11 protein-coding genes are annotated in these 19,245 nt (G+C 46.7%); 4 read left to right on the top strand and 7 right to left on the bottom strand.

All coding sequences use genetic code 11. The annotated features are described in order from the left end of the window. Nucleotides 1–148 precede the first annotated feature (148 nt). Nucleotides 149–2,380 carry a hypothetical protein gene (locus QUA36_RS00745; protein WP_333454943.1) on the bottom strand — a complete coding sequence of 744 codons (2,232 nt, stop codon included), beginning with the start codon at nucleotides 2,378–2,380 and terminating at the stop codon, nucleotides 149–151. An 870-nt stretch (nucleotides 2,381–3,250) separates the two neighbouring features. Between QUA36_RS00745 and QUA36_RS00740 the strand changes: the two genes are divergently transcribed. Then, nucleotides 3,251–3,766, top strand: a complete 516-nt coding sequence (locus QUA36_RS00740) for a phycobiliprotein lyase (protein ID WP_333454940.1) — start codon at nucleotides 3,251–3,253, stop codon at nucleotides 3,764–3,766. 25 nt (nucleotides 3,767–3,791) lie between these two features. Here the strand turns inward: QUA36_RS00740 and QUA36_RS00735 are convergent, their stop codons facing one another. The 4 genes from QUA36_RS00735 to QUA36_RS00720 all read right to left on the bottom strand — a co-directional run bounded on the left by QUA36_RS00735 (nucleotide 3,792) and on the right by QUA36_RS00720 (nucleotide 9,780). Further along, on the bottom strand, nucleotides 3,792–4,604 hold the full coding sequence (locus QUA36_RS00735) for a hypothetical protein (protein ID WP_333454938.1): 813 nt from the start codon (nucleotides 4,602–4,604) through the stop codon (nucleotides 3,792–3,794). Between the two features lie 5 nt (nucleotides 4,605–4,609). After that, nucleotides 4,610–7,141, bottom strand: coding sequence for a DUF3769 domain-containing protein (locus QUA36_RS00730; protein ID WP_333454936.1), 2,532 nt, complete (start codon nucleotides 7,139–7,141; stop codon nucleotides 4,610–4,612). Between the two features lie 449 nt (nucleotides 7,142–7,590). After that, nucleotides 7,591–7,707, bottom strand: a complete 117-nt coding sequence (locus QUA36_RS00725) for a photosystem II reaction center protein I (protein WP_039887172.1) — start codon at nucleotides 7,705–7,707, stop codon at nucleotides 7,591–7,593. Nucleotides 7,708–7,785: 78 nt separating this feature from the next. Next, nucleotides 7,786–9,780, bottom strand: a complete 1,995-nt coding sequence (locus QUA36_RS00720; protein ID WP_333454934.1) for a hypothetical protein — start codon at nucleotides 9,778–9,780, stop codon at nucleotides 7,786–7,788. A 182-nt stretch (nucleotides 9,781–9,962) separates the two neighbouring features. On the opposite strand from QUA36_RS00720, the gene QUA36_RS00715 reads away from it, so the two are divergent. Beyond that, a complete protein-coding gene (locus QUA36_RS00715) occupies nucleotides 9,963–13,655 on the top strand; it encodes an alpha-mannosidase (protein WP_333454932.1) in 3,693 nt (1,230 codons plus the stop codon). A 101-nt stretch (nucleotides 13,656–13,756) separates the two neighbouring features. On the opposite strand, the gene QUA36_RS00710 is transcribed toward QUA36_RS00715, so the two are convergent. Together QUA36_RS00710 and QUA36_RS00705 are read right to left on the bottom strand one after the other, a co-directional pair. Continuing rightward, nucleotides 13,757–14,347 (bottom strand): cytochrome b, encoded by a 591-nt coding sequence (locus tag QUA36_RS00710; protein WP_333454930.1) that lies wholly within the window; start codon nucleotides 14,345–14,347, stop codon nucleotides 13,757–13,759. 147 nt (nucleotides 14,348–14,494) lie between these two features. Beyond that, nucleotides 14,495–14,689 (bottom strand): hypothetical protein, encoded by a 195-nt coding sequence (locus QUA36_RS00705; protein ID WP_333454928.1) that lies wholly within the window; start codon nucleotides 14,687–14,689, stop codon nucleotides 14,495–14,497. A gap of 297 nt (nucleotides 14,690–14,986) precedes the next feature. On the opposite strand from QUA36_RS00705, the gene QUA36_RS00700 reads away from it, so the two are divergent. After that, entirely contained in the window at nucleotides 14,987–18,940 is a 3,954-nt protein-coding gene (locus QUA36_RS00700) for a PAS domain S-box protein (RefSeq protein ID WP_333454926.1), read from the top strand. 57 nt (nucleotides 18,941–18,997) lie between these two features. After that, nucleotides 18,998–19,201 (top strand): hypothetical protein, encoded by a 204-nt coding sequence (locus QUA36_RS00695; protein ID WP_333454924.1) that lies wholly within the window; start codon nucleotides 18,998–19,000, stop codon nucleotides 19,199–19,201. The last annotated feature ends 44 nt before the right edge of the window (nucleotides 19,202–19,245 follow it).

Below are 19,245 nucleotides of genomic sequence, written 5' to 3'. Positions count from 1 at the left end.
GAAAGACTGCGAGCGATGGGAATTGACCGCGAAAAATTGTAAACTAGATTGGGGAAAAGAGCGATCGCACTTTTAAAGTTTAGCAAAAGTGCGATCGGCATAATAACTAATGAGTCATGACTAATAACTAATGACTAATGACTAATGACTATTTTCCCTCTTCTAACCTCAAAAAATGCACCTGTCCCGAAGCTTCCGCCGCCACAATTGTCACCCCATCCGGTGCAATAGCGCAAGCTTTCAAAGCACTATCTCCCATAAAACTAGCAACTACTTTTCGACTCAACAAATCCCAAACTTTGAGAGTATTGTCATCCGAAACAGAAATCACTCTATTTCCCACAGCCGCCACAGATGTTACCGCATCAGCATGACCTGCCAAAGTAAAAACTTCTTTTCTACTTAACAAATCCCAAACTTTCAAATTGTGTTCCCGCCCTCCTGAAATCGCCCATTTGCCATCCGCCGTAACTGCCACAGCATTCACAAAACTCTCATGACCTTTGAGAGTGAAAAGTAGATTTTTGACGGCTAAATTCCATAAATTTGCCAAAATATTCTTTTCTTTCCCCAAACTCCAAACTTTCAGAGTTTGGTCGCCGGAAGCCGAAATAACCCGCTTGCTGTCGGGAGTAACTGCCACAGCTTTTATCCCGTCCTCATGACCTGAAAAAGTAAAAAGTTCCTCTCCTGTTTCTAGATTCCAAACTTTAATAGTTTTGTCTCCCGAACCGGAAATCGCCATCGTTCCGTCTGCCGTCACTGCCACAGAATTTACCCAGTCCGTATGACCAGTGAAAGTAAAGATTTCTTTTCCGGTTTCTAGATTCCAAACTTTCACCGTTTTGTCGCCGGAACCCGAAACTACTCGCTTGCTATCCGGTGTAATTGCGATCGCTTTTACCCAATCTTGATGTCCCGGAATAGTAAAAATTTCTTGTCCGTTTTGGAGATTCCAGACTTTAATGCTGTTGTCTCCAGAACCGGAAATCGCTTTCGTACCATCCGCCGTCACTGCTACAGCATTTACCCAGTCATCGTGACCTGCAAATGATAAATTTTCTTTGCCTATTTCTAAGTGCCAAACTTTGAGAGTTTTGTCAGAGGAACCAGAAACTATCCGTTGGCCGTCGGGGGTAACAGCTACAGCATTCACGGGAGCGATGTGATTGGTAAAAGTGAAAAGTTCTTCTTTTGTTTCCAGATTCCAAACTTTCAGCGTTTTGTCGCCGGAAGCCGAAATTACTCGTTTGCCGTCGGGACTGACTGCGACATCTTGAACGAAACTGCTGTGTTTTCCTAAAGTGAAAAGTTGCTTTCTTTCTGACAAACTCCAGACTTGAACAGTGCCGTCGTAACTGCCGGAAATTATTTGTTCGCCGTCGGGAGTAACTGCTACACTTTTTACCCAGTCTGCATGACCGGTGAGAGTAAAAAGTTCTTTTCCGGTTTCTAGGTTCCAGACTTTTATGCTGTTGTCTCCCGACCCGGAAATTAACCGTTTGCTATCAGGAGTTACTGCTACGGACTGGACAAAACTGCTGTGACCTTTGAAGTTAAAAATTACTTCCCTGGTTGTCAAATCCCAAACTTTAATACTGCCATCCCAAGAACCTGAAATTACTCGCTTGCCGTCGGGAGTTACTGCTACTGCTTCTACGGCAAAAGTATCGCCGGCAAAAGTAAATATTTCTTGTCCAGTTTCTAAATCCCAAATTTTAATCGTATTGTCCCAAGAACCGGAAATTACTTTAGTGCCGTCGGGCGTGACAGCTACAGCATTGACGTAGGTAAGATGACCTTTGAGGGTGGAAAGTTCTTCTCCTGTTTCTAAGTGCCATATTTTAAGAGTGTGGTCGGAGGACGCAGAAATTGCCCGCTTGCCGTCGGGGGTGATTGCTACAGCTTGTACCCAGTCTGTATGTCCGGTGAGGGTACGCAACAATCTCCCGCCAGGAGGGGTAAAGCTGGGCGTTAGCGGTAGCAGCCAGGGGGTTGTTTGGTGTTTTGCCTGTGCTAGCAGTGCTTGAATTTCTGGACTTTCAAAGCACATCAAGCGGGCTATTAGTTGGGTGGCTAGTTGGGTTTTATCTGTGGATAGAATGTGGGCAGACAGCCGAATTGCTTCTTGGATTAATTTGAGTTGGTCGGCTTTTTGGTCTGAGATAATAATATCGGGACTTGTTGCTAAATCGTAATCTTCTATTAGCGCCTGTACTCCCCATGCTGACAGCTTGGCTTTAATAAAATTGTAATCTGTTAGTAAGCTGTATAATTTTTCTGAGTCTGAAGTCGCTGCTAGCTGACTGGGCAATATTCCCAGGTAGTGCGTCTGTTCTGCGGGCTGCATTTTATCCAGCCCTTGTGTAAACTCGGTCATAAATTTACGGATGTGTTCTTTAAATGTATACGATCGCTAGCTGCACCCTACCGAAAAGCCGATCGAGAATCTTTTCTCTTAGACTTAGCATGACATATTTAAATGCTCTATGCTATGGGCTTGCTGTCCTCGGTTTGGTGATGGTTCGATGAATTGCTTGTTTTTTAGTCGGAGTCTGCTTTGAGAATTTTCAAGCAGTGCGATTACAATAAATCGCCGCCAATATAATTCAACTCAGCAACGCCCAATTTACCGATTGAGCGACAAAAGCTCACATATACCGTTGTTTTTCTTAACATAGCTGGTATTTGGGCGATGAGGGTCGATCGATCAACACTGTCAATCGATTTTAGATTTTAGATTTTAGATTTTAGATTTTAGATTTTAGATTTTAGATTGAAGCCTTGACCCCACGGATAAATTCGGGGGCTTGTGTATCGGATACAAGTTTTTTATTTCTGGACGGATTCATTCGGGGGCTTGTATCCTGGATGCTTTCGGTCAAAGCTAAAAAATTTCCGGTATCGCAATCCTATTTAAAGTGCGAAAAAAGACTTTTTATAACGAAATATGATGGCGGATGCTCTAATTTTCTGTCAAGTCGGCCGCCTCAGCGAGGCAGATGTCCCCCTGGTTGGGTTTCCTACCTCAAAGGCATCTGCAATCTGTTTCACCCAAAGCTCTCAGAAAGCTTTGCAGGTGCGCCCCCTTCCTCTAAAATATAGAAAAGGACTTGCACTATTAAACCGGGTTTCTAGACAAAATCATTGGTTTGACCGCTAGGTACGTAGGAAGAAACCGGGTTTCTGACTCCATAGCGCGCAAGTGGCGATCGCAAATAAAGCAGTATTGACTTTAGAGACAAATTTCATGGATGTTATCGAGTTTTTCGAGTTAAGTGCAGGCAAATGGTTTTCTCAGCGTACCGTACACAATCTCAATTCTGGAGAATTGCAGGCCGGTAAATCCGACCTCAAAATAGAACTACTGACAGCTAGCGATGCAGCAGTCGTCAAACTTTGCCAACAACACTCGATTAACCCGGCTTCAACTGGGCTAACCAGCGTTCGGATTAGTTGGGACGGTATTCCCGATCGCGACAAAGCTAAACAAATCGGTTCTACAATACTAGCGATCGTACCAAATCCCGACAATCCCAGCGAAGGCAAAGTGTTGCAAGATAAGGGTAACAGCCGCTACGTGATGGGCGACGACGTGCTGACATTGATTACAGAATCAGACACCCTCCATGCGGAAGAAAGGCTTTGGTATCTCATGCCCAACCTGCGGCTGCGGACTAGCGTTGTTAAGCAAGCTAACGGTACCGAACAAGCATCTTTTTGTTCGGAAATTCGGATGGGAGGCAGTCCCAAAAGTGAAGAGTGACAAATAACTATCTAGTTTACAAAGTTTACAGTCTATTTCTGCTTTCTCCCTTCTTTCTTCGACCTTCTCTGGCAATCGCTTTTAACTTGGTATGAAAATCAGTGTGTTTGACAACTGGGAATGATTTTGCCACAGGTTTGTCCGCTAATTTGTGCTCAGCTTCGGCTCGATCGGCGAGGGCGGTAACAGCCACATCTTCATATACTACAAATTCTGTATTTTCTTTTGTACGATCGTCCGCTGCAGGTAATTTTCCTGTTTCCTCTGCTTCTGTGTTTGGGACTTCTGCATGAAGCGCCCGATCGAGTTGCGCCTCTGACGGCCCACGAAAATCTAACTCTGCGGCACTGACTTCCGATTCCTGGTTTGATAAAAGTATATCTTCCGGTGACAGTTGATCAGGACTTTCACCGGTTAAATTTTGAGGGAAATTGTTGCATACCAAGCGTTCAAACTCGCGATTGAAATGATAGAGAGGTTCACCTATCCGGTGCCACATACTCAATAGCTGTCCCACAGAAACAGCCTTGTAGCGGCCTTGATAAAGCGCTTCAACCACTGCTAAACGCAGCCAATAGCCGGGATACTTGGCTAGCCATTCACCCGCCAATTTCTCGGCTTTTTTGCCACCTAGGTCAAAACCGTAGTGAACCAGCAGAGCCGCTGCTTGTGCAGATATTGCGGTCACTTCTGTCATTTGTTGTCTGTTGACTGTTGACTGTTGATTGTTGATTGTTGACTGTTGACTGTTGACTGTTGACTGTTGACTGTTGGTTCCAATTACCCAATTACCAATTACCCATTCCCCATGCCCAATGACCAATGCCCAATTAGCCAATTGAATTAATCGGATAAACGCACGCCTCCTTCTACAGTTCGCGCGTCCCCGGAAAAAGGTTCGGGAGTCCCGTTCCAGTTGAAGTCGCTAACTCTAAAAGTCAGGCTGCCGACTTGACGCTCAGGGTTAAAACGCAAAATAATTGCATAGCTGCGGCGGCTGTATTCTAAAGTGTAATTCGTACTGATTGCTTCCCCGCTTTCTAAATTAATAGCACTTTGAAATCCAACTCGAAAGCCTCCGTAAACTTGCTGGACAAGTCCAAAAGACAGGACTCTCAAATCCACTAAGCGATCGAATAAAAACGGCGAGATACCGTCGCGCCCCACCTGGGTATAAGTCACGTTAAACCCAGTGTAATCGAGGAAAGGGCGGGAGAAATGACCGAACTGCCCTTGAATGCCGACGCTGGGGGCGAGGGAATTTTGTCGATCGCCACTGCTGTAATAAGTACCAACTCCCCGGAGTCCCAAGGCCAGTTGCAAGAAAGGAACCACTGGCGTCCGCGTATACCTCAAACCCTGGGTGGGAGTGCGCGGCAGCGGTTCGCCCTCCCACAGGTTGAAGCCGCGGCTCAAGGCGAAGCTGACTTGGGAACGGCCCAGATCGACGCGGTTGTTTTCCCGCACTGGTTCGAGCAAGTCTGCTCGATCGGTGTCAGCATTGATAAATTGATACCCAGCTTGGTAGCTGAGATTGATGCCAGTGCCTCCCAGTGGGATGACTGGGGAAGTGAGGACTGCCCCCAGGCTGCTCTGCACGGTTTGATAGCCCAGAGAACCGTTGAACAGTCGATCGCGATAACTGTATTCTGCTGCCAGAGTGTGAGTGCCGATCAATTGTCGCAGGCGCAAATTGCCCCGAAAGCTGTCTTCCGGCAAATTCGGGAAATCTTCCAAACTCAGAAATATTGCCGATCCGTCCAACCTGGTGCGCCGGCCGAGACTAGCGCCCAACCTCGCTTTCAGCCCGTAGCTGTCGGGAGAAAACGGATTACCGCCGTTCTCTGCCACAATCCGCTGCAGGTAAATTTGGGGCGTCAGAGTCAGCCGCACCGGCCCGTTTTGCAACACCTCAAAACCGCACTCGGCATACAAACCGCCCCGTTCGCCCCCGTCGTAGCCAAAGGTCAAACACGGGCCGCTCCGCTGCCTGCTGTCAAACACTTGCCTGCGGGGATACACGGGTATTTTCACGCGGTTGTCGAACACCAAGCGGGGTTTCGTTGTGACCAATTCCTCTGCCGTGGGCGAAATCCTTCTAATCGTCGCCGTCCGGGCCCTGTATTCAAATTCCGGCGGGGAAAACGGGTCGTTAGTAAGCCGAATGTTGGTTGCTACCCTCGCGCCGTCTGGCAGCAGTTCGATGCGTTCTGCTTCAAAGCGGATGCGGTTGACGGCACCAGTAACTTGGGGGGCTGCTAGCTGTCCGCCGCCACCAATAGTCACTGTAGCAGCGCCGGGGGATTTGACTCCGCGCACGGGCTGCTGGCTGGTAATTCGATCGCTCAGCGGTTGTTCCAGAATTGTCCCGGCACTGATATCTGTCGGCAGTGTGGGGGTCAATTCGGTACCTGCTGCGGGCAGGAATATTTCGCCGCGTGCTTGTTCGACTGCGCCGCTGTTGAGGCCGAGATTGAACTCCATCCGCTGGCCACGAACTACTTGTTGCCCGCGGGTATAGGCGACATTGCCGGATGCTACCACTTGGCGGGTGACTAAGTTGACGATCGCTCGATCGGCATCAATCACAGTTTGCCGGAACCGCACAACGACATTACCCACCGCCGTGACAATTTGCTGCTTGTCGTCGAATTCTTGGCTGTCGGCCTTAACTTCAATAGTATCGGCCGGAGTGACCGGAAAAGGAACCGTCCGCTGAGAAGGGGCGGTGCGGACTCCCGGCGGCGCGGCTGGTTTCGGTTTCGGTTTCGGCGCAGCGGGTGTTCTGGGTGCAGGGGCTGGGCCTGGTGCGGGAATGTCGAACTCCTGTTGCCCGCTAGGTGCTGGTTCTAGCGCGGGTTCGGGAACGGGAATTTCAGCAGGTTCGGGAGAGTTATCTTCTAACTGCCGGCCTTGGGCCTGATACCAACTTTCCTGCTTTCCGACAACATTCGTCTCCTGTTGTTTCTGCGCCTCTGCGGTTCGTTCCCGATTCCGAATGGCAATGGCATTTTCTACCGAACCCAATTGGTAAGCCGTAAACGAGGAATCTTGCTCAACAGTCCCTGTTGCGGGTTCTCCCACAGGGGCCTGACGCTGAAATCCCAGAACTGCGTCGCCGCTTTCGACTTCCGCTAGGGGGTCGGCGATTTCTGGAGGCTGGTCGGTGGCTGGGGTGGTGCCGAGGAGTGTGGCTGCGGGTTCTGCTGAGGCTGGTGTGGGTTCTGGCTGAACGATATCTGGGATTGGTTCCGGTATTTCTGCGGGGTTGCTGCGAGTGTCTCCATCGCCGGCCGCGACAGTGAGGGCGACTTTTTTTGGCTTTGCGATGTAGATGATGCCAGGGGGTTCTGGCGGCGGTACCGGATAGGGCATAGTTATAACAGGTAAGTCATCCGATTTTAGATTTTAGATTTTAGATTTTAGATTTTATAGGGTGCAAATTATTGAAAATTTTGCATCTAAAAGGCAACTGTTTAGAGATTAATCTGACATCTAAAATTTGCAGTGGCTTTGGCGTGCCTGAAAATGGCTGATTTGAGAAGTTGCTTCCGCCACAAGATAACCTCGCTGGCGGTGCGAGGTCAATCGATTTTAGATTTTAGATTTTAGATTTGAAGCATTGACCCCACGGATCAATTCGGCGACTTTTTTATCGGATACAGGTTTTTTATTTCTGGGTCCTGAGTCTGCGAAGGAATGAATCCGGGGGCTTGTATCCTGGATGCTTGCGGTCAAGTTTTGTTCGACTAATTTTTGCTGGTTTGTCGGCTGTTGCAGGGGCTGCGGTGACGCGCCCCTACTCTGCGGCCGAGATAACTTGTTTATTCCATGTCTCTGCGGTTGGGGTTCCGGGCTGGGTCATTGGACAAAAATCCAAATATGAACAGGGAAACAAAAAATAAAACAACTACATTAACTACGATTTTGAGGGTTAGCACTGTGGGAGTCTCCAAAGATGGCATAATACTGAGCTGATTTGCTGCTGTTGCAGCAACTTTTTTATCATAAGCTAAAGATTAGTCAATTTTATCTTTGCTTTTGAGGATTTTTGGCAAGTTGATTTTTGCCCAATTCCAGAGTTGCTCAGCTATGTTTTCTAGCCGCAGCATAACTCGATCGAGCCATTCGAGCACTTGTTCTAGGGGGTGCTTAATGTATCCCATCGATTCTGCTTTTGTTTCTAAGTATTCGCCCTCCGGTGGGACGCCTGCGCTGGGATTTTTGGGTTCAGCAGCAGCACGGTTTGCGGGGGTTGCGGGGGTGTATCTGCGGGTTTGCGCGGTGATTGCTGCTGGGAATTGGTTGTTTTGTCCGGTGTTCGAGTTTGTGTTTTTTGGCACTTGGGTTTCCGGCGCGCGCCCTGGGGTTGATTCTGCTGCGAGTGCAGAGCTATTTTTTTGAGTAACTGCTAAATCAGATAAATCAGATGCGGTTTGGGGTTGACTATTTGGGCTTTTTGTCAGCAAGCTCTGTTTTAGCTGCCCCAGCAGGCGGTGAAGTGCTTCGGGGTAAGGGGAGATTGAGACTGCAGTCGATCGACCTTCTGCCAATTCTCCTATTTCTGCAATTTTCTCCTTGACTATTGGGCTGGCTTGTGCTATGGGGCTTTGAGCTTTTACATCGGGTTCGGAACTTCCCTCGATTAAATGTTGAGGTGCTGCTTCCCCGAATAAGTCTTGCCAATTCAGCCAGGGTCGATCGACCTCTGGGCTATTTTGTGTGTTTTCTAGTTTTGAGCGCTGTTTCAAATAATACTGAATTGCGACTGATTTCTCCGTATTATCACTGGCTGCCGTTTCTTTTCCCAAAAGGTGGTCTACTGACGACCAAATAATTTGTTCGATGTTTCGAGCGTATTTTTCGAGGATGTCGCGGGCGGACAAATCTACATTGGCGTTTGTGCCGGATGTATTAATTTTGACTGCGGAGGCTTCTGTGGGTGCGGCGATTGTTTTTGCCGCTGGCGGCAGGGTAAATTCTTCGAGGTTGACTGCGGCGCGATCGAGTAATGTAACAAAGGAGAGAGGAGTAGAAGGTCGATCGAACTTGGTGTTAAAATTAGTTTCTAGTTTTGGAGTATTGTGGTCGATCAAATTCGATGCCGCAATTGACTGCTGTGCGGTTTTTGCTTCGAGCTGGACGCGGGCTTTTTGGACTAGGATGGCATTGCGGTCGATCGATTTTTTAACTGCGAGGATTGATTCTCCAAATTTATTTCTTTTGAGGGCAACCGGACTCGTCTGAAGCCATGCCATCAATTCCCAAAAACGACGCATCGGCGGCAACTGCGCTTTTTTTGCTGCCGACTCCAAACCGAGATTAAATTTTAACTCTTTTTGGGTAATTTCCCGCCGTTCCGGCCCGCTGTTGGCAATTTCCCAAGTTATGCGACCTTCCAGCATTTCCTGCTGTTCGGGTGTCAAAATATCTAATATCTGATTTTCTCTTCCCACCAATACTAAAGTGCGGGCTGGGATAAAACTGGCAATTCCCTCAACTTTTGGTTGCGGTTTTAGTTCAGTTTTAGCAAGCGGGTGTTCTAAGACGGAAGTTGTTTGATGCTTGGTGATTTGTCCGCTAAAATTGATAGCCGGAGGTAAATCGCTAGCAGTATTTTCCTGATTAATTAACAGCGGGAAGCTGGCTAAAGTTTTCGCAGTTTGCGACGAGTTTAGCAAATTTTCGGCGAGGTGCAAAATTTCGGCGATCGAACTTTCCTCGGAAGTTTCGCCCTGATACCAATTTTGTTGCCCATCGGGATTTTCGTCACCACCAAATTCTTGCAGTTCCGGTAAATCTACTTTTTGACTTGATTCCCGCAACTGTCTGCCTAGCAGTCGGGAACTTTGCACCAGCAAATAAGCTGGATAAAGCAGAATTTGGGTAGCGGTGAGAGTTGTTTCTTTAATTTGACGCCAAGTTCGATCGCAATTGTCAGCGACTTGACGGGACTGTTTCGATATAAAATTTAATAGTCGGCTTTGGTAGGGGCCGTAGTAACCGTTGGACATAAGTTTAATTATTGAATTCAGATTTTTGATTCGCGCCGGAATTGCTGAATATTGCTGTAAAATCAAAGCGAGATCTTAATCGCAGCTTCAAACCCTCTGAAACCTTTATTTCTTCGCGTCCTTTGCGTCGGGGCGGTTCAATCCGATTTTTGATTAATACACAATTCCTATTTTAGCGAAATATGAGCGCTTCTGTGTCACCTGCTAGCAACAATATTTCTGCCACTGTCGAGAAGTTGCGCCGCCTCAGTCAAGTGGAGGTTCAGTCTGGTTGGAGGTACTGCGATTCTGACTCTGCTGTCTCTTCAGTAAATATTTGTAACAGTCCTGTTGCCGAACTTAACAGCAAAGGACATATTGCTTGGCCGTCTGGGAAGCAAGTTTTGTATTTGGGCCAGCAATTGGTAATTCCTGACAATTTGCACGGCTATCCTGTGGTGGGTTTGCGGTTGCTGCTGGGTTTGACTTGGTGGGCAGAAGATGCTCAAATTTTTGTCAACGGCGAGTTAGTCGGACAGGGAGATTTATTTGATTTTGCCGATCGAGTTTTGTTGAGTTCGTCGGCCAATCCCGGAGATGAATTTTTAGTAATTGTGCGGTTGGTAAGTCCGGGTCACGATAACGGTGCTTTAGTGCGATCGATTTGTTTGTACGAATCTGCTGACTCTTCTTGTTTCGATCCGGGTTTTGTGGCTGCCGAATTAGAGATTTTGCAAAATTCGCTGTCCGGTAATCTGGAAAATTTAAATTCCCAATACCTCCCCAATGAAATAATAGCCGATAGCGCAATTCTTGTCAAGGGGGAAATGCTGAAATCTGAGATTGATTTGGCGCTTGGTTTGATTGATTGGTCGGCGGTGTGCGATCGCGAAAAGTTCGATCGCTCGCTGTCTGTTTTGCGGCACAATTTATTGGGATATCTGCGGGCTTTTTCGGGGGAGTTAGATCAGGGAACCGCAGAGGCCGCAGAGAACACAGAGGGAGGAAGAAAAGATGAGGTTTTTGAGGTTGGAGAAAATAGCAAGGCTAAATCTATATATATAGGAGAACCTGGTGATCTGACATCTTTTTCGGGGGATGTAGATGAGGGAACCGCAGAGGGCACAGAGGCCGCAGAGGGAGGAAGAAAAGATGAGGTTTTTGAGGTTGGAGAAAATAGCAATGCTACATCTATATATATAGGAGAAAGTGGTGAACTGACATCTATATACACAGGTAAAATCTATTTGGTAGGCCACGCTCATTTAGACTTAGCTTGGCTGTGGCCTGTCCCGGAAACTTGGGAAGCGGCCAAGCGAACTTTTGAGTCGGTATTGAAATTGCAATCGGAGTTTCCCGATTTAATTTTCTGTCATTCTACTCCGGCGCTTTATGCTTGGATGGAAGAACATCGGCCGGACTTATTTGCAGCGATCAAAAAACAGGTGACGGCGGGTTGTTGGGAAGTTGTCGGGGGGATGTGGGTAGAACCGGATTTAAACTTGATTTCTGCTGAATCAATGGTGCGGCAAGTTTTTTACGGACAGCGTTATGCAAAAGAAAAATTTGGGGAATTGATGCGGGTGGCTTGGCTACCGGATACTTTCGGTTTTGGGTGGCAATTACCTCAGATTTTGCGGCAAGGTGGAGTTGACTATTTTGTGACGCAAAAGTTACGTTGGAATGATACAACGGAATTTCCCCACGGTGCATTTTGGTGGGAAGGGTTAGACGGTACGAAAATATTTAGTATGATGTCTCCTCCAATTGGCGAAAGTATAGAATCTGTGAAAATGGCAAGTTATGCTTTTGACTGGCAAGTTAAGACTGGTTTGCAAGATGCTCTTTGGTTGCCTGGGGTTGGCGACCACGGCGGTGGCCCGACTCGTGATATGTTGGAGGTGGCGAAACGCTGGAAAATGTCGCCTTTTTTCCCGAAGTTGGAGTTTGCAAAAGCGGTTGATTATTTGTCTTTGATTGAGAGTCAGTTTTTGCCGGAAGTTACGACAACTAAGCCAGAAAGTGATGTTGCAGAATCGGACAATCAGGAGAATTTGGGGGCGCGAAAATTGTCAAACTTGTCGGCAATTTCGGGTGCAAATCTTCCCATCTCACAACTCAAAACTCTTCCCGTTTGGAAAGACGAACTTTATTTAGAATTCCACCGGGGCTGCTACACGACTCACGCCGATCAAAAACGCCAAAACCGCCGCTGCGAAGAATTACTCTACCAAGCGGAGTTGCTGTCTTCGCTGGCAACGATTTGTACTGGTGCGGTTTATCCGAAATCTGAGTTAGAATCAGCTTGGAAACAAATTTTGTTTAACCAGTTTCACGATATTTTGCCCGGTTCTGCGATCGCCCAAGTCTACGCCGATGCTAATCTAGCCTTTGCCGAGGTCGATCGCACTTGTCGCGAAATCCTGTCAAAATCTTTGGATGCAATCTCGGCTCAAATTTCTCTCCCTTCGCCTCCGCAGCCCGACGCTCAACCGATTTTGATTTTCAATACTCTCAATTGGGATCGCTCTGAGGTTGTCGCTGTACCGCTTCCCGATGCCGCTGATTCAGCTTGGCAAATATACGATTTTTCCCGACGGCGATTGGCTTCGCAGATTGTCAGGGGCGATCGACCGCAATCGCAATCTACACTGTTATTCTGGGCAAATAATCTCCCCGCCGTTGGCTACCAGGTGTTTTGGCTGTGTCGCGAAGACGCTCAAACTGTGGATAATGCGTCCGCGAGTCCAGAAACTGAAAAAAAGATAGAGTTATCGAAACTTACATACGGTATATCACAAAAAAACACACCTTGTCAAGAAACGCATTTTGCAACCGCAGAAATGGTGTTAGAAAATGAATTTATTCGGGCAATAGTAGACGGCAAAACTGGGGATTTATCGAGCATTTGGGATAAAGTAAATAACCGAGAAGTCCTGAATGCAGCCGGTGGCAATCAACTGCAAGCATTTCAAGACAGCGGCCAATATTGGGATGCTTGGAACATCGATCCAAATTATGAAAAACATCTGTTACCCGCGCCGATACTGAAAGATATTTCTTGGGTAGAGGAGGGGGAATTGCGACAGAGTTTGCGCGTAGTCCGACAAATTGGCAAATCGGAGTTTTGCCAAGATTATATAGTAGAAATAGGTTCGCCGCTGCTGAAAATCAAGACAGTTGCAGATTGGCAAGAAAAGCACGTTTTAGTAAAAGCAGCCTTTGGGTTAAATGTAGAAGCAGATTTTGCAACTTGCGAAATTCCCGGCGGTGCGATTCAGCGCACCACCAAGCCGCAAACATCCGCCGAAAAAGCCAAATGGGAAGTGCCCATTTTGCGCTGGACTGATATCAGCAATGACGGTTTTGGAGTGAGTTTGCTCAATGATTGCAAATACGGTTGCGACCTTCAACCAAATCAAATTCGGCTGACATTGCTTCGGGGTTCGACTTGGCCTGATGAACAAGCAGATTTAGGAGTTTCGGAATTTACTTGTGCAGTCTATCCCCACAGCGGAAATTGGCAAGAGGCGGGCACAGTTCGGCGCGGGTACGAGTTGAATTTGCCGCTGTTAGTAAAGGTGTTGCCGCAGTTGGGAGAAAATCGAAACAAGAGTTTACCTGCAGTGGGGAAGTTTTTGGATTTGTCTGCCGACAATTTAGTTTTGATGGCTTTCAAACAATCGGAAGACGATTCTAATGTCTGGATTTTGCGGTGTTGCGAATGTCATGGTGAAGAGGCAAATTTGGAATTAAAGAGCGATTTGGGTTTGGCGATTAGCCAGCCTGTCGATTTATTAGAACAACCCATAAATTTGCCCCAGAATTCAGACGATGGGAGAAGTTTCAGAATATCGCCGTGGAAAATAGCGAGTTTTGCAGTCAATTTATCCTAAATAGTCTTATCCTAAATAGTCGTGGACGCATCAACTAATTATGTACGGTAGGCAGCGTGCACTCTACCGCTACCAATTGAGAATAGTACCCCATCGCAAATTTATCCAACCTTTTGAGGCTTTGCGAACTTAGTCCGAACAAAATTTGCCAACCTGCGCCAATTAGCCCTCACAACTTTCTTCTGATCTAAAATATGCAAAATTACGAATGCTAAAAACGTGTAGCCAAGCCAAAAATGCAAACTCCTTCCCAGATCAACCATTGCGGAATTCTGCGGAAACATATCCGGCAAAATAATTCCGAAAAATTTCACATTGTTACTTTTGTAAGAGTTAGAAAGTAAGAAACCAGCAACCGGAACTAGCCACATAAAAACGTACAAAGTTGCGTGCAGAGCAAAATTTGTGTACCATTCCTTCGTAAACTTTGGCAGGCGTTTCGTATATTTTTTCCACCATACGCGCAGCAGAGTTAAAATCCGCCAAGTCAGCAAAGCCATTGTCAGCACTCCTACGGATTTGTGAAAATCGTAAAGGGGGCCTCGAATAGACAATTCTCCTGGCAATTGAGCCATAAACGTACCGCTAATAAACAGAAATAAATAGCAAGCTGACATTACCCAGTGTAAAGACATCAGTTGTTTGAACGCAGAATTAAGTCGGGGTTTCGCAGCGGGTTTTAGGGTAGTCACTCTTTCTTACCTCCTTAGCGTTTGCTGGACAAGATTAAGTATAAACTATAGGACTAAAGCTCGTGGTCGATTGTGCATTATAAGATTTACTTAACTTAAGTATTATAAATATTTATTAAACAGTCTAATTAATTAGATTCACGATCGTCATTCCCAACACAAAACATCGTACTTGGGTCGATCGTCTCCCAAGCAGTTTTCAGGTCGATTATCCCCAAAGCCACCGCACTCATCTGACCCGACAATTGCAACCGCCGCCCGGTTCATCCGCAGCCCCGGCAAATATCCCAAACCGAATCCGAAGTAAGTCAATCCCAATACTAGGTATTTGAGTGTTATCATATATACTTAAAACCATTGATTGTCGGTTTTTTTTTATTGTCTAGGATGCTAAAAGTACAGACCGGGTAATTGTAGCTAAACCTGCTGGCATTGCAACTAGCGGGAAATATCGTCTGCAGACCGTGTACCAGCTACAAACAAACACAGTGGTTGGATGGGGAAGCGAAAACCAGCACGCTGGACAAGTGGTATTTTTGTTACAACTTGTAACTTTTTTCAAACAACAGGTTTAATTTAGTTTCACAAAAAAGTTAAATTCCAGAAAGTAAAATTAATTACAGTCGAGTTAAGCTAAAAGTGTTTGCTAAAAAAAGTAATTCCAGCAACCCCGAAACCAACTATTCTCACTTGATCGACACGGACGGCGACTTCGCGACAGCAAAACTTTCGTGCAGCCAACAAGTCGAACAAGATTGGTATGGAACTCTCTACGATAATTTTCCGGGCATTTACTTCGTTCTAGACGCTTTGGGAAGAGTTTTTTCGCTCAATCAATTCGGCGCGTCTCGCCTCGCCTACAAATCGCAGGAATTAATTTGTCATTCAATTTTTAACATATTTTACTGCCAAGAGCAAGGCAAAATGCAGGCAGAATTTGCTGGATTGGCCCAGCCGGAAAACGGTACGCCAATTACAAAAATTGCCTGTTGGGAAGGCTGCTTGACTTGCAAAGACGGCAAGATTATTAAGGTAAAAGCAACAGCGCGCGCAATGCCGGCGGTAGATTGGAAAATAGATGAAAATACCAAGGGTCGCTCACTTGCCAATTTCCAACGACCGGCTGTACTGTTAGTTTGCGAAGAAATTAAGGCCACTTCGCAGTCACCCATGCCGCCCAACCAGAGAGGAAATTGGCGCAGTCCAACTTTAGCGATCGCAAAATTAGCCAAAAGTCAACTTAAAGAACGCCACAATATAGAAGATTTCATCCGCGAAGTAACAGAAACCGCTGTCAGTATTGTCAACTGCGATCGAGCCAGTATTTGGCTATACGGCGAAGACAAAACACAGCTTCACTGCATCGACCTTTACGAACAAAATACTAGACTCCATTCCGTACAAATAATCATCACAGCCGCAGACTGTCCGGCATATTTTCAAGCTCTAAAATCTGCAAGTGTGATCGCTACTGTGGCAGCAGAAAATGACCCCAGAACGCGAGAACTTGTGGGCCTTTATTTGCTCGATCAGGACACGACTTCCCTTTTAAACGTACCGATTATGCTAGCAGGTCAAAGGTTGGGAATAGTCAGCGCCGAACGCCAGGGTTCCCACGGTGATTGGACGGAAGAAGAACACGAATTTACCCAAATATTAGCAGATTTTGTCTCCTCAAGTTTGTCAGCTAGCGAAAAGTTAAAATTAGAAGCAATGCGGCACGAACAGCAGCAAAACTTGCTGGCCCAATACTACGATCAACTAGAAGAAAGAGTAGAAAGACGCACTGCTGAACTCAAAAAAGCTAACCACAAGCTGCAAAAAGAAATAATTAAAAGAAAACAAGCAGAAGCCGAACTACGCCTGCAGCAACAAGAACAGCAAATAATTTTTGATTCCGTGCCAGCGATGATTTGGCTCAAAGATACCGAAAGTCGCCTGCTGCGAATTAATCAAGCCGCCGCTGCATCGAGAGGTTTGCCGGCCGCTCAATTAGAAGGTAAATCTTTTTATGAAATCTATCCAGACGAAGCAGAGCAATATTATTTAGAAGATTTGGAAGTAATCAATTCCGGCGTTCCCAAGCAGGGCCAAGTCGAACTACTACCAACAGCATCGGGTCAAAAATGCTGGGTGCGGACAGATAAAATACCTTACCGGGATGAAACAGGTAACGTCGCTGGCGTAATCGTGTTTGCAGTAGATATAACTGATTTAATTAAAGTCGAAAAAGAACTGCGAGAATATCGCGATCGCCTCGCCGAAAAAGTCGAGAAACGTACTGCTATGTACAGGCAAGCCATGACCGCTTTGTACTCTGCCAATACGCAATTGCAACAGTTAATTAACAACAGCTATTCTGCCACCGAAAATGGCAGCCGCCACTCAGCATCGCGATTGCTCGAATGCGAAGCTTATTTTGAAGCAGTTGCCGTGGCTGACCGCGACACAATTTTGAGCGTTAGCAGTAATTTTGCCCAACTTTTCGGTTACGAACCTGCGGAAATGGTGGGAATGAGCTTGCTGGAACTACTGTCGCCGAAATCATACAAACAGGCGCCGCAAATGATTTCTGCAGCCAGTAATACAGTCTGTGAAACTGTTTTTCTCAAGCGAGATGGAACTGCTTTCCCCGCTGACGTTCGCAGCAAATTTGTATTTTGGGAAGGTCGTTTAGTACAGGTGAAAGCAGTCCGAGACCTCACGGAACGAAAATTGACCGCAGCAGAATTAGAGCGATCGCGCTCTCTGCTGCACGCTACCTTAGAAGCAACCGCCGACGGCATTCTCGCCGTTACTACGGCCGGAGAAATGATTAGCTATAACGAAAAATTAGTTCAAATGTGGGGAATTTATGAAGAAGTTAGAAATTCAATGGATAGAACGCTGCGGCTGGCATTTCTCACTAAGCAAGTGAAAGATCCGAGAGCTTTTTTGCAGAGAGTTAAAGAATTTTATAGTGATGCGGAGTCGGAAGGTTGCGATATTCTAGAATTTAAAGACGGCCGCACTTTTGAGCGCTACACGCAGCCAATTCGAGTCGGACAAAATATTATTGGCAGGGTGTGGCGCTTCCGCGATATTACCTCTCGCGAAAAGGTGACGGCAATGTTGGGAGATTCTCAAAGACGCTTTCGGGCAATTTTTGATTCTTCTTTCCAATTTGTGAGCTTATTGAAACCGGACGGCACTCTGCTGGAAGCTAACCAAACTTCTCTGGATTTTGCGGGAATTAAGCTACGGGATGTGGCAAATAAACCGTTTTGGCTGTTGCCTTGGTGGGGAGATTCTGAGGAAGTTCAGGAACAGTTGCAAGAGGCGATTTCTCGATCGGCAAAAGGTGAATTTGTCCGCTATGAAGTGGAAGTTCAAGGTGTAAGTCGGACGGCAACTGTTGATTTTTCTCTCAAACCTGTCGCGGATGAAACGGGCAAAATAGTATTGTTGCTGCCGGAAGGTCGGGACATTACTAAAAGTAAGCAAGCCCAAGTCGCGCTGCGGCAACAAATAGAACGGGAACGCCTGATCGGGCAGATTCAATCGCGCATCCGTTCTTCTCTGGATCTCCAAGATATTCTCAACACTACAGTAGCGGAAGTGCGGGAGTTTTTGGCAACTGATCGCGTGCTGGTTTTCCGCTTCCGACCCGACTGGAACGGAGATGTGGTGGTGGAGTCGGTTGCAGAAGGATGGATTCCACTGAAGGGGATGGGAATTGATGATTGCTGTTTTGCCAATACTTACATCGGACAGTATTTAAAGGGTCGCATTCGCGCCATAGAAGATATTCATGCTTCTAATTTGAGCGAGTGTCACCTTAAATTTTTGGAGACTTGTCAGGTGAAGGCAAATTTGGTGGTGCCGATTGTCCAGCAGGGAATAGAACCTAGGGAAGGTAACAGTTCTTGTCAAGTGCCGAAGTTGTGGGGTTTACTGATTGCCCACCACTGTTCGGGACCCCGCCAGTGGCAGCAGTTTGATGTGGATTTGCTGAGTCAGTTGGGCACTCAAGTGGCGATCGCGATCGAACAATCTTTACTTTACCAGCAGTTAGCTGCGGCCAACCAGCGGTTGGACGGGTTGGCGAATTTGGACAGTCTAACTCAACTAGCTAACCGCCGCCGTTTTGACGAGGTGATCAACCGAGAATGGGAGCAGTCGAGCTCTTCGGAACCGCTATCTTTGATTCTGTGCGACATTGACTGTTTTAAACTTTACAACGACAATTACGGCCATCAAGCCGGGGATGCTTGTTTGCAGCAAGTGGCGCGGGCGATCGGGGATGCTTGCACAAACGCACCCGCAGAACGCCTCTATTTGGCTGCTAGGTACGGCGGCGAGGAATTTGCGGTAATTTTGCCAAATACAGATGTCATGGCTGCACAGGCGGTTGCGGAGGGAATCCGCAGCCGCGTCAAAGCTTTGGCAATTCCCCACATCAAGTCTGTTGTCGGCGATTGTGTGACTCTCAGCTTGGGAGTTGCGGCAGTTTCGCCAAGTCAAAATTCCCCGAAAATGTTGATTGAAGCGGCGGATAAGGCATTGTATCGAGCTAAGTCTGGCGGGCGCGATCGAGTGGCAATTAGTGAGTAATCAGGTTATTTTAGATTTTAGATTTTAGATTTTAGATTTTAGATTGGGGAATTACTGATGAAGCTGCTGGTTTGGAGCTTGTCTACAGTTGCATTCTTTTTTGAAACTGGTATTACTAAAAAAGTGATCGCCCTAACTGGCATAAAGTTAGTGCGATCGCGGTACTATGAATCAGCTATTTATCTATCAGACTCGGCGCGGAATTTTTACGCATTTCCACGAAGATTGTTACAAGACTTCACAGAAAGAGGGGAAGAGTAAGAGAGGCGGAAATTTTTCCTTCTAATAACCGTCAACAGTCAACA

The sequence above is a fragment of the Microcoleus sp. Pol10D4 genome (assembly GCF_036701555.1).
In the GTDB taxonomy this organism is placed as follows: domain Bacteria; phylum Cyanobacteriota; class Cyanobacteriia; order Cyanobacteriales; family Microcoleaceae; genus Microcoleus.
Note: the sequence above shows the minus strand (reverse complement) of the source record. Positions and strands in the feature narration are given on the sequence as shown.